Source organism: Paragemmobacter amnigenus, from assembly GCF_009908265.2.
Classification (GTDB): Bacteria; Pseudomonadota; Alphaproteobacteria; order Rhodobacterales; family Rhodobacteraceae; genus Paragemmobacter; species Paragemmobacter amnigenus.
The window spans coordinates 228498-241021 of the sequence record NZ_JAAATX020000002.1; the positions used below are offsets into that span (position 1 = coordinate 228498).

The following is a 12524-nucleotide window of genomic DNA, read 5'->3' on the forward strand; positions in this document are numbered from 1 at the left end:
AGGTGGGGCGCGATCAATCCGAGAGGGAGGCCCCGATGGACGGCGACAGCGTGACCCTGACCGAAACCGCAGCCACGGCGGTGGCGCCCGTGCCGGATGACCATCCGCAGGGGCCGACGCGATATCCGACCGTCGATGCCGACACGATCCGCGCGGCCTTCGAGGGGGGCGTCTATCCCTATCACCGCCCGATGGGCCGCAAGGCCTATGAGGAGGAGAAGGCGGCGCTGCAGGCCGAGCTTCTGAAGGTGCAGATCTGGGCGCAGGAGACGGGCGAGAAATTCGTCATCCTGATGGAAGGGCGCGATGCGGCCGGAAAGGGCGGCACGATCAAGCGGTTCATGGAACATCTGAACCCCCGCTATGCCCGCGTCTGCGCGCTTACCAAGCCGTCGGATGTGGAAAAGGGGCAGTGGTTCTTTCAACGCTATATCGCGCATCTGCCCACCGCCGGTGAAATGGTGTTCTACGACCGCAGCTGGTACAACCGCGCGGGGGTGGAGCGGGTGATGGGCTTCTGCTCGCCCTCCGAATACCTTGAATTCATGCGGCAGGTGCCGGAGCTGGAGCGGATGCTGGTCCGGTCGGGGATCAGGCTGCACAAATACTGGTTTTCCGTCACCCGCGAGGAGCAGAGGAAGCGCTTCGAGGCGCGCGCGACCGACCCGCTGAAACGCTGGAAGCTGTCGCCCATCGACAAGGCGTCGCTGGACAAGTGGGAGGAGTACACCGAGGCGAAGGAGGCGATGTTCTTCTATACCGACACGGCGGACGCGCCGTGGATCATCGTCAAGTCCGACGACAAGAAGCGCGCGCGGCTGAACGCGATGCGGCATTTCCTGTCCACAGTGGACTATCCCGAAAAGGACTGGTCGGTGATCGGCACGCCGGACCCGCTGATCGTGGGGCGGGCGTCGCAGGTGATCCACGGGGCGGGGCATATCCTCGATACCGCGATGCATCCGGCGGTTCGCCGCTGAGGGTGGTTGCGGGGGCGGGGGCTGCGGCCTAACTCTGGACCCGTGAGCGGGTCCGGAGGGGTGATGCGTCTGGCTGTGGCAGTGGCGGGGATGGTGGCGCTGGCGGGGCCTGCCTTCGCGCATCCGCATGTCTTCATGGAGACCGCGCTGGAGGTGATCCGCGACGGCGAGGGGCGGGCGGTGTCGCTGCGGGTGACCTGGACCTATGACCCGTTCTTCTCGCTGGTGCTGGTGACGGAGCGGGGGCTGGACCCTGATGGCGACGGCAGCCTGACCGGGGCGGAGACGGCGGCGCTGCAGGGGTTCGACATGAACTGGGAGCCGGGATTTCCCGGGGATACCTATGCCTTTGCGGGGGAGGAGCCGGTCGCGCTGTCGGGGCCGCGCGACGGGGTGGCGCGGTATGAGGGGGGGCGGATCGTGTCGTCCCATATCCGCGATCTGGGCCGTCCGGTGGCGGGGCTGCTGGTCGTGAAGAATTACGATCCGACCTATTACACCGAATACACCATCCGCGAGGTGACGGCTGGCGGCTGCGCGACCGAGATCATCGCGCCGGACCTGACGGAGGCGGAGCGCGATTTGCAGGCGGCGCTGGCGGAGATACCGGCGGATGTCGATGTCGAGATGGGTTTCCCCGAGGTGGGAGAGGCTTTCGCGCAGGAGGTGCGGGTGACATGCGGCGCGTCCTGACGCTGGCGGGGATCGGCGTGGCGGCGGGGCTGGCGCTGGTGTGGTTTATGGGCGGCTTCGACGCGCTGGGGCGACTGGCGGCCGAGGCGCAGCGGGCCTTGCAGGCGCCGCTGGCGGGGGCGGTGCGGGCGGTGAAGGCGGGCGAGCCTGCGGCCTGGGGCGGGCTGCTGGCGGTGTGTTTCGGCTATGGCGTGGTGCATGCGGCGGGGCCGGGGCACGGGAAATTCGTGATCGGCGGCTATGGCGTGGCGCGGCGGGTGCCAGTGCTGCGGCTGTCTGTCGTGGCGCTGGCGGCGTCGCTGGCGCAGGCGGGGGTGGCGGTGGGGCTGGTCTATGCCGGCGTGCTGGCGCTGGGCTGGGGGCGCGAGCGGATGGTGGGGCTGGCCGAGGGGGCGCTGGCCGCGGTGAGCTGGGCGGCAATCGGGGCGATCGGGCTGTGGCTGGTCTGGCGGGGCGGGCGCGGGGTGATGCGGCAGGTGCGGGCGGGCGGGGTGGGGGACCATGACCATGCTCATCACGATCATCACCATGGCCATGACCACCACCATGATGAGGACTGTGGCTGCGGCCATGCCCATGGGCCGAGCGCGGCGGAGGTGGCCGAGGCAAAGGGCTGGCGCGACACGCTGGCGCTGATCGGGGGGGTGGCTGTCCGGCCCTGTTCGGGGGCGCTGTTCCTGCTGGTCCTGACCTTCCAGATGGGGATCGGGTCGGCAGGTGTGGCGGGGGCCTTTGCCATGGGGCTGGGCGTGGCGGTCGTCACCGTGGCGGTGGCCGTGCTGGCCGTCTGGTCCCGCGAGGGGGCGCTGGCGGGATTGGGCGAGGCGCGGGTCTGGCGCGTGCTGCCGGTGGTGGAGATGGCGGGCGGGGCGGTGATCGCCGCCTTTGCGGCGGGGATGATGCGGGCGGTCGGATAGGCGAAATCTGACGCAGATTTCGCGCCGTTGTCTGGCGCAGAAAACGTCGGGGAGGCGTGGCGAGGGGGCGGATCCGGAAAATGCGTCATTTTCCGGCGCGTTTTCTGCGTCAGAAAACGCTGCGCCGCGCTGCGGCGTGGGTGGTGGCTTGTTCCGGTTGGCGCGGGGCGGTAAGCCGGTGGCATGACGCAACCCCTGACCTATAGGCAGCACGCGCGGGTGACGCTGGCGCTGGGACTGCCGCTTGTCGGCAGCCATCTGGCGCAGATGGCGCTGCATGTGGCCGATACGGTGATGATGGGCTGGTATGGCGTCACCGAACTGGCGGCGACCGTGCTGGGCGCGTCGAGTTTCTTTGTCATCTTCATCCTCGGGTCCGGTTTCGCGCAGGCGGTGATGCCGATGGTGGCCGCGGCGCTGGCCGAGGGGGACGAGACGCAGGTCAGGCGCGACACGCGGATGGGGCTGTGGCTGTCGATCCTGTACGGGCTGGTTTGCTATCCGCTGTTCTGGTGGTCGGGGCCGGTGCTGCTGGCGCTTGGCCAGAAGGCGGAGGTGGCGGCGCTGGGGCAGGATTACCTGCGGATCGCGGGGTTGGGGATGATCCCTGCGCTGATGGTCATGGCTTTGAAGAGCTATCTGGCGGCGCTGGGGCGGACGCAGGTCGTGCTGTGGGTGACGCTGGGGGCGGTGGTTCTGAACGTGGGGATGAACTGGGCCTTCATCTTCGGCAATTGGGGCGCGCCCGAGATGGGGGTGCGGGGGGCCGCGCTGGCCACGCTGGTCGTGCAGGGGGCGAGCGTGCTGGCGTTGGGGCTTTATGCCGGCTGGCTGCCCGCGTTGCGGCGGTTCCGGCTGTGGCAGCGGTTCTGGCGGGCGGACCTTGTGGCGATGGGGCGGGTGTTCCGGCTGGGCTGGCCCATCGGGCTGACCGGATTGGCGGAGAGCGGCATGTTTCAGGCGAGCGCCTTGATGATGGGCTGGATCGGGACGGTGGAACTGGCCGCGCACGGGATCGCGATGGAGGTGGCGGCGCTTGCCTTCATGGTGCATCTGGGCCTGTCCAATGCGGTGACGATCCGCACCGCCCATGCCGACGGGTCGGGCGACATGCGCGGGATGCGGGACGGGGGGCTGGTGGGGATCGCGCTGTCGGTGCTGTTCGGGCTGGCGATGGTGGTGCTGTTCCTTGTGATCCCCGCGCCGATCATCGCGCTGTTTCTGGACATGGCAAAACCCGAGAGCGCGCAGATCGTGGTGATGGGAACGGTCCTGCTGGCGCTGGCCGCGCTGTTCCAGCTGGCCGATGCGATGCAGGTGATGGCGCTGGGTCTGCTGAGGGGGGTGCAGGACACCAAGGTGCCGATGGCGCTGGCGGCGGTGAGTTACTGGGGGATCGGGATACCGTCGAGCTATGTGCTGGCCTTTGGCCTTGGCTGGGGGGCGGTGGGGGTCTGGCTGGGGCTGGTGGTGGGGCTGGTCTTTGCGTCGACGGGGCTGATGTGGCGGTTCTGGGCGGGGTATCGGCGGCGCGGGATGGTGGCGGGTTTGGCGGGGTAAATGCCGTACGGGGGGGCGTGCGCGTGGCGGGGTGATCCCCGCCCTACGGGTGGGTTTGGTGGGGGGACGCCGCCCGACGGGGGGCGGGCGTGGCGGGGTGAACCCCGCCCTACTCTGCGGCTTTGGTGCCCTTGGTGATGCGGTCGGCCTTGCGCCGGACCAGCACCGAGCGCAGGTCGTGCATGGCAAGGAGGAGGGCATCCGTCACCTCGTCCAGTTCCTCGTCGGTCGCGCGGCTTTGGACCCATTGCGCGGTGAGGTTCAGGTGGTCGATGGCGCGGTGGATGTCGTCCATGTCGCGGCGGGCGAGGGTGGCGGTACGGGCCGCCATCCAGTCCGTGATCACGCGGCGTTCCTCATCGGACAATGCGCGGTCGCCATGCGGCTTGATGTTGCCGTTGCGGATGTTGACGGTGGCGATCTCGTCCAGCTCGATCCGGCGCTGGCGGTTCTCGGTATCGACCTTGAACACGACGGCGCCGTTCTCGCGGATGCGGAAATAGTAATCCGGCAGATCGCCCGCCATTCACCAATCCCTCAAACCAGCCCCGCGCAGAACTTCTGGATACGGGAGCATGCCTCGGCCAATACCGCGTCGGAGGTAGCGTAGCTGACGCGGAAGTTGGGGGAAAGGCCGAAGGCGGCGCCGAAGACCACCGCGACACCGGTTTCTTCCAGCAGCGCGTCGGCAAAGACTTCGTCATTGGTGATGATCTTGCCGCCCGCCGTGGCCTTGCCGATGCAGGCCGAGATGTCGGGATAGACGTAGAAGGCGCCTTCAGGCACGGGGCAGGTGATGCCCTTGGCCTGATTAAGCATGGAGACGACCAGATCGCGGCGACGCTGGAAGACCGCGCGGTTCTCGGCCAGGAAATCCTGCGGGCCGGTCAGCGCCTCGAGCGCGGCATATTGCGAGACGGAGGAGGGGTTGGAGGTGGATTGCGACTGGATCGTGCCCATCGCCCTGATCAGGGCCACGGGGCCCGCGGCATAGCCGATGCGCCAGCCGGTCATGGCGTAGGACTTGGACACGCCGTTGCAGGTGAGGGTGCGGTCGTAGAGGCCCGGTTCGATTTCGGCGGGGGTGCAGAACTTGAAATCGTCGAAGACGAGGTGTTCGTACATGTCGTCCGACATCACCCAGACATGCGGGTGGCGCATCAGGACGTCGGTCAGGCCCTTCAATTCCTCGCGCGTGTAGCCCGCGCCGGTGGGGTTGGAGGGGGAGTTGAAGATGAACCACTTGGTCTTGGGGGTGATCGCCGCCTCGAGCTGGGCGGGGGTCAGTTTGAACTGCGTCTCGATCCCCGCCACGACGGGGACGGGGGTGCCGCCCGCCAGAAGGACCATGTCGGGATAGCTGACCCAGTAGGGGGCGGGGATGATGACCTCGTCCCCCGGGTTCAGGGTGGCCATGAAGGCGTTGTAGAGGGTCTGCTTGCCGCCGGTGCCCACGGTGATCTGGGCGGGGGTGTAGGTCAGGCCGTTCTCGCGCAGGAATTTGTTGCAGATGGCGGCCTTGAGTTCGGGGATGCCGTCCACGGCGGTGTATTTGGTCTTGCCAGCATCGATGGCGCGTTTGGCCGCGTCCTTGATGTTCTGGGGCGTGTCGAAATCCGGCTCGCCCGCGCCGAGGCCGATGATGTCGCGCCCTTCGGCGGCCAGTTCGCGCGCCTTGTTCGTCACCGCGATGGTGGGCGAGGGTTTCACCCGGGCGAGCGTGTCGGACAGGAAGGCCATGGTTACCTCTGGTGGCAGGGTGGAGTTCGGTCGCGTGCTGTCTTAGGGTGCGGCCGAGTGCGGTTCAAGCTGGAACGGGGCAGGGCATGACAGAGACGGCGGAGGCACGCCTGAAGCGGATGGCGATGCGGAGCTGGCGGCGCGGGACCAAGGAGATGGACCTTGTGCTGGGGCCATGGGCCGACGCGCATCTGGCGGGGCTGGATGAGGAACGGCTGCGGGTCTATGACCTTTTGCTGGCCGAGAACGATCAGGATCTGATGTCGTGGATTCTGGGTCAGGCCGAGCCGCCCGCGACCATCGCGGCGCTGCTGGCCGAGATCGCCGCCTTTGCGCGGGGGCGGCTGGCGGCGAAGGGCTGAGCCGCCTTTACCGGATTTTGGCAATTTCGACCGAGTCTCTGCCCATTGGCGGCGAGACGGAGGTTTGCCATGACGATGCAGGAAACGGTGCTGGACGGGTCGGAACGGGCCTTTCACGCGGAGTATCTGGAAATGCTGGGGCTGGTGGAGCGGCTGCACCGCCTGTTGCTGGACGTGATCAAGGACGAGTTCGAGCGGCTGGGTGTGGTGGAGGTCAACCCCGTGCAGGGGTTGCTGCTGTTCAACATCGGCGAGAACGAGGTCAGCGCGGGAGAGTTGAAGAGCCGCGGGTTCTATCAGGGATCGAATGTCAGCTATAACCTGAAGAAGCTGGTCGAGGCGGGGTATATGCACCATCAGCGGTCTGACGTGGACCGCCGGTCGGTGCGGGTGCGCCTGACCGAGAAGGGGCGCAGGCTGCGCGCGGTGATTGCGGAGTTGTTCGGGCGCCATGCGGGGCTGATGCATCGCAAGGCGGTGCTGGACATGGCCATGCTGGACGGGGTCGGGCAGGGCCTGCGCCGCACGGAGCGGTTCTGGCTGGACCAGATCCGCTATATCTACTGAGGCGCGAAGGGGCGCGACCTAGAACGGGTCGGCGTTCCCAGCAGGGTGTGACGTTGCGACAGGATCGGGGACCGGGGCGCAGGCTTCGGTTTTTTGTTTTTCGGGGGGATGGAGTCGTGCGGATGCGGCGGGAAGGCTGCAAAGGTTTCCCTTGCCTGAACGTTGCGGCGGGGGGCGCGGGCGAAGTCTGGCGCAGACTTCGCGGCGGAATTTGACGCAAATTCCGGTTCCGCCACCGTTGACGCAAATTCCGGTTCCGCCACGGCGCGGAGAGGGGGCGTTGGTCCGGGCGGGGGCGCGGGGCAAATTCCTGCGTCAGGAATTTGCGCGGAGTTTGCGTCAAACTCCGCCCTAGCGACGCCAGAGCCAGGCATGGCCTGCGAGGGCGCCCTGAAGCTTTGCCAGCAGGCGGTTGGGCAGGCCGGGATGCGGGATCGGGCCTTGTGCGAGGCGGTCGAGGGCGACTTCGGGCGGGCAGGGGCGGCGGGTGACGGGATCGAAATAGCGCGGATAGGCGATCAGGGCGGCGTGGGCCAGTGCGGCCAGTGTCGGGCGCGGTTGCAGGCTGCCGTCGGGGCGGCGCAGGCGGCGGGGTGGCACGGGGCCGAGGTCGCGGGTCAGGCCCCATCCGGCATAGAAGGGCGCGCCGAGGGTGGTGACGGGCTTGCCCCTGAGCAGCGCCTCGAATCCGAGGGTGGAGGTGATGGTCCAGACCTCGTCACTGGCGGCGACGAGGGCGAGGGGGTCGGCATGGTGCAGCACGGCATCGGCCAGCGCGGCGAGGTCCGCAGGCGGGATCGCGCCGGGGCGGAGGCCCGCCTCGACGTCGGGATGGGGTTTGTAGAGGATGGTGGCGTCAGGATTGGCGGCGCGGACGGTTTCCAGCAGGGCGCGGTTGGTGCGGATCTCGCCCGCGCCGAGGCGGATGGAGGCGTCATCCTCGACCTGTCCGGGGACGAGGATGCGGTGGCCTGCGGGCAGGTCGGGCAGGGGGGCGGCGGGGAGGTTGTATTTGGACAGGCCCAGCGCGGTAAGGCGCGCGACCAGCCGTTCGGCGCGCGCGATGCCGCCTGCGGGGGGCGGGGCGAGGATGAGCCGTTCGAGGCGGCTTTCGCGGGTCGGGTCGAAGTAGAGGCCGGTGTCGTCGGTGACGAGGGAGAGGGGCGGGATCAGGTCGGCGCCGAGGCCGCGGGAGCGGAGGAAGCCGTCCTCGATGCGCGTGGCGGGCAGGTCGGGAAAGGCGGTGCCCCAGAGGAGAAGGCGGCGGCCGGTGGCGTCGGCGATGCGGGCGGCCTGATCGGGGCTGCGGGCAAAGACCATCGGGCGGTGCTGGCCGAAGACCTGTTGCAGGGGGCGGCGTTTCCACAGCCGCAGTCCCGGCGCGACATGGCCGTGGCGATCCTGCCGCCATGCGAAGGTGTCGGCTTCGAGCTGGTCCACCGCCTCTTCGAAGGTGCACAGGCGTTGGCGGCAGGGGTCGAACCATGTGGGCGCAAGGATCATCGCGGCGGCAAAGAGTTGCGCGCGGGTGAGGGTGCGCTTGCGGCGGGGGAAGGCGTGTTCATCGGCGGTCAGGCCCCAGCCCGCATAGAAGGGCTGGCCGAAGACGCGGGGGCGGTGGCCGGCGAGGATCGCCTCGAACCCCATCTGGGAGGAGACGGTGTAGACGGCGATGGCCCCTTCGAGCAGTTTCCACGGCGAGACGGCATCGGTGCAGAGGGTGACGCCAGGGGGCAGGGTGGCGGCGTCGAAATGGCCCGCGCGCAGGCCGAGGCGGGTTTCGGGATGGGTCTTGATGAGGATGCGGGCGGAGGGATGTTCCTCGCGCGCCTGCACGAGCATGGTGGCGAAGGTGGTGGCCGAGGCACCGGAATGGCGGATCGAGGCATCGCCGCGGGTCTGGTCGAGGAGGAGGACATAGCCCGCGGGAGGGGGCGGCAGGTCGGGGTCGTGGATGTTGTATTTTGACAGGTCTGAGGCGATGAGACGGGCTATTCCGTCCCTTGCACGGGACAGAAGGTTGGAATCGTCCAAGGGATTGGTGGCGAGGAGGCGCTCGGTCAGCGAGGGGGCGGAGGGGTCGAAATGCACCCCCCACGGGTCGATCAGCAGGCCGAGCGGCGCGTCGCCCTGACGGCCGGGGCGGAGCGATCGGAGGAAGGCATCCTCGATCCGGATCAGGGGGGCGCCGCTGCGGGCGGCGGCGCGTTCGCCGCGTCCGGCGGTGGGAGAGCGGCCCCAGACTGCCACGCCTTCGCCCGGGCGGGGCAGGCCGAAGCGCAACTCGTGCCCTGCGGCGGCGAGGATGCGGCGCAGGGCGGGGTTCAGGAAACCGCCGTTCAGATAGCGCAGACGCCGGGGAATTTCCCCGGCGGTGCTGTCGGCGCTGCGCGACACGGGCGTCAGTTGCCGCCGGCCGCGCTGGTGAGCGAGTCTGCGGCCGTGGCCGTGCCGGTCAGCGCGCCGATGGTCTTTTGCCACTGCACGTAGGGGGCTTCGGTGACATAGACCGTGTCGCCGTCGCGGATCAGGAAATCGCGCGCCTCGAACATGCCGGTGGGCTGGGTCAGGTCGAGGACGTAGATCATCCGCTGCGCGCCGACGAGGTCGTTGCGGCCAAGCACGACATTGGCGATTTCGGCCGGTTCGTTGCGCAGGACGAAGACGCCGGTCGGGTCGGCGAGGTTGGTGTTCAGCCCGCCGACGATGGCCAGCGCCTCGATCGCGGAGAGGTTCTGGCTTTCGAAGGGCACGCGGTTCTGTGCGCCGGTCGCGCCCATGGCGACGAAGGCGCGGGTGTCTTCCTCGATCACGATCTGGTCGCCGGGGCGTAGCGCGATGTCGAGGCGCGGGTCTTCGTAGAGGTCGAGCAGCCAGACCTTGCCGGTCTGGCCGTGGCGGGTCAGGCGGACGATGGCGGTTTCGGGGTCGATGGTCACGCCGCCCGCGCGGGCCACCATGGCCGACAGGGTGCGGGTGGGCCGTTCGATCGGGAAGACGCCCTGCTGGCCGGCAGAGCCGGAGACGGTGACGGTCGCGCCATCGCCCGCGACGCGCTGGACGATGACCTGCGGGTCGGGGGTCTGGGGGTCGAGTTTGGCGGCGATCTCGGTGCGCAATTCCTCGGGCGTGGCACCGGCGGCGCGGATGCGGCCGGCATAGGGAATGAAGATGAAGCCTTCGCCGTCGACCTGCAATTCCTGAAGCTGCGACAGGCGCTGGCCGGTATTGCCGAGAAGCGGGTCGTCCTTGACGTTTTCATAGACGGTGACCGACAGCCGGTCGCCCGCCGCGATGGTGTCGGAGCCGATGCGGCCCGCGGTCATGAAGCTGCCCGAGAAGCCGAGCGAGGGGGTGACCGCGGTGGCCTGCGTGACGCGGCTGTTGACCGTCACGACGAAGGCGTCGCCTTCGCGCAGGACGGAGCCTGCGAAGAGTTCCTTCTTGGTGGGGCCGCTGCGGGGCAGGCCGCAGGCTGCGACCGTGCCCACAAGCACGACAAGGGCCACGGCCCTGGCCCCGGTAGATACCGACATTTTCACTGCTCGGGCTCCTTGGGTGGAGTTTGCCTCAAGTTTTGCCGACAACCCTACAGGAGGATGGGGGAATCTGGCAAATACTCTGTTTGCCGGTCAGTCGGCGGGGTGCAACTGTTGCCGATGGGCCGCGATGCCGAGGCGCAGTGCGTCATAGGGATCGTCGGGAGCGAGCATCATGTCTGTGACGTGGCGCAGGAGTTCGCGGCGGCCGCGGGCCGAGTAGAAGCCGCCCGGGACCTGTGAGGTTTCCAGAAGATAGCGGCGGTAGTCGCGATAGGCGCGCAGGTCGGGGCGCGCGGGCTGGGCGAAGAAGTCGGGCAGGGGCTGGTGGCTGACGAATTCCGGCTTGGCATAGACCGCGTCGCCGAAGGTGCGCAGCGGCAGGCCGCGCCAGAGCACCTGCTGGCCCGCGGTGGAGTTCACGGTGATGGCCGAGCGGGCGAGGTTGAGAAGCTGCGCGAGCTTGCCGCCCGGGATGTAGTGGACACGGGACGCGACGCCGTGAAGGCGGGCGAGGCGGGTGATTTCGGAGCGGATCGGGGCGCGGCCATCTTCCAGCGGGTGGGCCTTGAACACGAGGTGGTGGTGGGGTGCCGCGCCCTTGGCGAAGCCGTCCATGACGACGGCGAGGAATTCGGTCATCGAGCGGAAGGGGGAATGGGTGCGGAAGCTGGCGTCGTGTTCGAGTTGCAGCAGGACTAGGTGGAAGGGATGCCCGCTTTGCCGGATCGCCGCCGTCTTGAGGATGCGTTCCCAGCGGTGGACGGGTTGCAGGAACAGGCGGCGCAGGTGCAGCTTCGCCTCTTGCCAGACGGTGAGGGACCGGTGGGGGCGGAAGCGGGGGTAGCTGGCGAAGCCCGCGAAGACGAACCAGTGGTAGAGCGCGCCCCAGAACATGTGCTGGCGCATGTCGCCCCATGAGGTGGGGGCGTCGGGCTGGTCCGCGGGGGATCGGGCGAGGTCTGCGCGCATGTCGGGCACGGAGAGCCGCATCAGGCGGGAATGGCCGTTCGAGCCGCCGCGTTCATAGGTGACCCAGTAGGGGCGGAGATAGCCTTCCTCGAACACATGGACGGTCAGGCCGCGGCTGCGGGCGGCGGCGACGGCAGTGGCATGGACGGGGCGGGTGTCGCCGTAAAGGACGATGTCGGTGACGCCATGCGCGTCGAGGAGCCGGTCGAGCGTGGCGGGCCAATCCTCCGGCGCGTCCTTGAAGGGGATGTAGCTGGCGCGGTCGGGCCAGAAGGCCTGATCCCCGCGGTTGAAGCCCACGCGGTGGACGGTGGCGCCTGCGGCGCGCAGCATCCGGCCCAGACGGTGGAAGAAGGGACCATGCGGCCCTTGCAGGAACAGGAAACTGCGGCTTTCGCCGGAAACTCGCATCATGCGCCCCACGCTGGACGGCCCCCCTGCACAATGACGGCAGGATAGGGTGTAATCGTTACCCGTTCCACCATGACGGAGGGTCGCGGCAAAATTGGGGCGGGATTGCCCATCGGCGCGGGCGGGGCTAGGTCTGGGGGAGCAGATGGCAGGAGGCGCGCATGTTCACGGGGATCGTCACGGATATCGGCGAGGTGCTGGAGACGGAGCGGCGGGGCGACCTGCGGGCGCGGATCGGCACGGGCTATGATGTGGGCGGCATCGATATCGGGGCGTCCATCGCCTGTGACGGGGTCTGCCTGACGGTGATCGCGCTGGGCAGCGCGCCGCGCAACTGGTTCGATGTGGAGATCAGCGCCGAGACGCTGTCCAAGACCAATCTGGACCATTGGGCCAAGGGCACGCGGATCAATCTGGAACGCGCGCTGAAGGTCGGGGACGAGCTGGGCGGGCATATCGTGTCGGGCCATGTGGACGGGCTGGCCGAGGTGGTGGCGGTGCGGGGCGAGGGCGACTCGGTCCGCGTGACCTTCCGCGCGCCGCATGCGCTGGCCGGATTCATCGCGCCGAAGGGGTCGGTCGCGCTGAACGGCACCTCGCTGACGGTGAACGAGGTGGAGGGGACGGATTTCGGGATCAACTTCATCCCCCATACGCAGAAGGCCACGACATGGGGCGGGGTGAAGGTGGGGGACCGCGTGAATCTCGAGGTGGATACGATGGCGCGCTATGTGGCGCGGCTGCGGGACTGGGGGCAGTAAGGCGGCGCGGCGCGCAGTCGGC

General features: G+C 68.6%; 12 protein-coding genes. 7 read left to right on the forward strand and 5 right to left on the reverse strand.

Features of this window, described 5'->3' with window-relative positions; all coding sequences use genetic code 11:
* The first annotated feature begins 35 nt into the window (after nucleotides 1–35).
* The 4 genes from ppk2 to GU927_RS03580 all read left to right on the forward strand — a co-directional run bounded on the left by ppk2 (nucleotide 36) and on the right by GU927_RS03580 (nucleotide 4150).
* The gene (gene ppk2, locus GU927_RS03565) at nucleotides 36–980 is read left to right on the forward strand and encodes a polyphosphate kinase 2 (protein WP_161760982.1); all 945 of its coding nucleotides are present in this window, start codon (nucleotides 36–38) and stop codon (nucleotides 978–980) included.
* A 63-nt stretch (nucleotides 981–1043) separates the two neighbouring features.
* Complete coding sequence (locus tag GU927_RS03570) at nucleotides 1044–1673, forward strand: DUF1007 family protein (protein WP_161760983.1); 630 nt, start codon at nucleotides 1044–1046, stop codon at nucleotides 1671–1673.
* On the forward strand, nucleotides 1658–2590 hold the full coding sequence (locus GU927_RS03575; protein ID WP_161760984.1) for a nickel/cobalt transporter: 933 nt from the start codon (nucleotides 1658–1660) through the stop codon (nucleotides 2588–2590). The genes GU927_RS03570 and GU927_RS03575 overlap by 16 nt, the downstream gene beginning before the upstream one ends.
* A 183-nt stretch (nucleotides 2591–2773) precedes the next feature.
* Entirely contained in the window at nucleotides 2774–4150 is a 1377-nt protein-coding gene (locus GU927_RS03580; protein ID WP_161760985.1) for an MATE family efflux transporter, read from the forward strand.
* A gap of 109 nt (nucleotides 4151–4259) precedes the next feature.
* On the opposite strand, the gene GU927_RS03585 is transcribed toward GU927_RS03580, so the two are convergent.
* Together GU927_RS03585 and GU927_RS03590 are read right to left on the reverse strand one after the other, a co-directional pair.
* The gene (locus GU927_RS03585; protein WP_161760986.1) at nucleotides 4260–4676 is read right to left on the reverse strand and encodes a hypothetical protein; all 417 of its coding nucleotides are present in this window, start codon (nucleotides 4674–4676) and stop codon (nucleotides 4260–4262) included.
* An 11-nt stretch (nucleotides 4677–4687) separates the two neighbouring features.
* Entirely contained in the window at nucleotides 4688–5890 is a 1203-nt protein-coding gene (locus GU927_RS03590) for a pyridoxal phosphate-dependent aminotransferase (protein ID WP_161760987.1), read from the reverse strand.
* An 86-nt stretch (nucleotides 5891–5976) separates the two neighbouring features.
* On the opposite strand from GU927_RS03590, the gene GU927_RS03595 reads away from it, so the two are divergent.
* Both GU927_RS03595 and GU927_RS03600 read left to right on the forward strand, forming a co-directional pair.
* Complete coding sequence (locus GU927_RS03595; protein ID WP_161760988.1) at nucleotides 5977–6252, forward strand: FAD assembly factor SdhE; 276 nt, start codon at nucleotides 5977–5979, stop codon at nucleotides 6250–6252.
* Nucleotides 6253–6321: 69 nt separating this feature from the next.
* Nucleotides 6322–6819: a MarR family winged helix-turn-helix transcriptional regulator gene (locus GU927_RS03600; protein ID WP_161760989.1), complete on the forward strand. Its 498-nt coding sequence runs from the start codon at nucleotides 6322–6324 to the stop codon at nucleotides 6817–6819.
* 351 nt (nucleotides 6820–7170) lie between these two features.
* On the opposite strand, the gene GU927_RS03605 is transcribed toward GU927_RS03600, so the two are convergent.
* From GU927_RS03605 to GU927_RS03615, 3 genes are all read right to left on the reverse strand, one after another.
* Nucleotides 7171–9216 carry a capsular polysaccharide biosynthesis protein gene (locus GU927_RS03605; RefSeq protein ID WP_232489113.1) on the reverse strand — a complete coding sequence of 682 codons (2046 nt, stop codon included), beginning with the start codon at nucleotides 9214–9216 and terminating at the stop codon, nucleotides 7171–7173.
* Nucleotides 9217–9221: 5 nt separating this feature from the next.
* A complete protein-coding gene (locus tag GU927_RS03610) occupies nucleotides 9222–10355 on the reverse strand; it encodes a polysaccharide biosynthesis/export family protein (protein WP_217765517.1) in 1134 nt (377 codons plus the stop codon).
* Between the two features lie 96 nt (nucleotides 10356–10451).
* The gene (locus tag GU927_RS03615) at nucleotides 10452–11744 is read right to left on the reverse strand and encodes a capsule biosynthesis protein (protein WP_161760991.1); all 1293 of its coding nucleotides are present in this window, start codon (nucleotides 11742–11744) and stop codon (nucleotides 10452–10454) included.
* 158 nt (nucleotides 11745–11902) lie between these two features.
* On the opposite strand from GU927_RS03615, the gene GU927_RS03620 reads away from it, so the two are divergent.
* Nucleotides 11903–12502, forward strand: a complete 600-nt coding sequence (locus tag GU927_RS03620) for a riboflavin synthase (RefSeq protein ID WP_161760992.1) — start codon at nucleotides 11903–11905, stop codon at nucleotides 12500–12502.
* Nucleotides 12503–12524 lie beyond the last annotated feature (22 nt).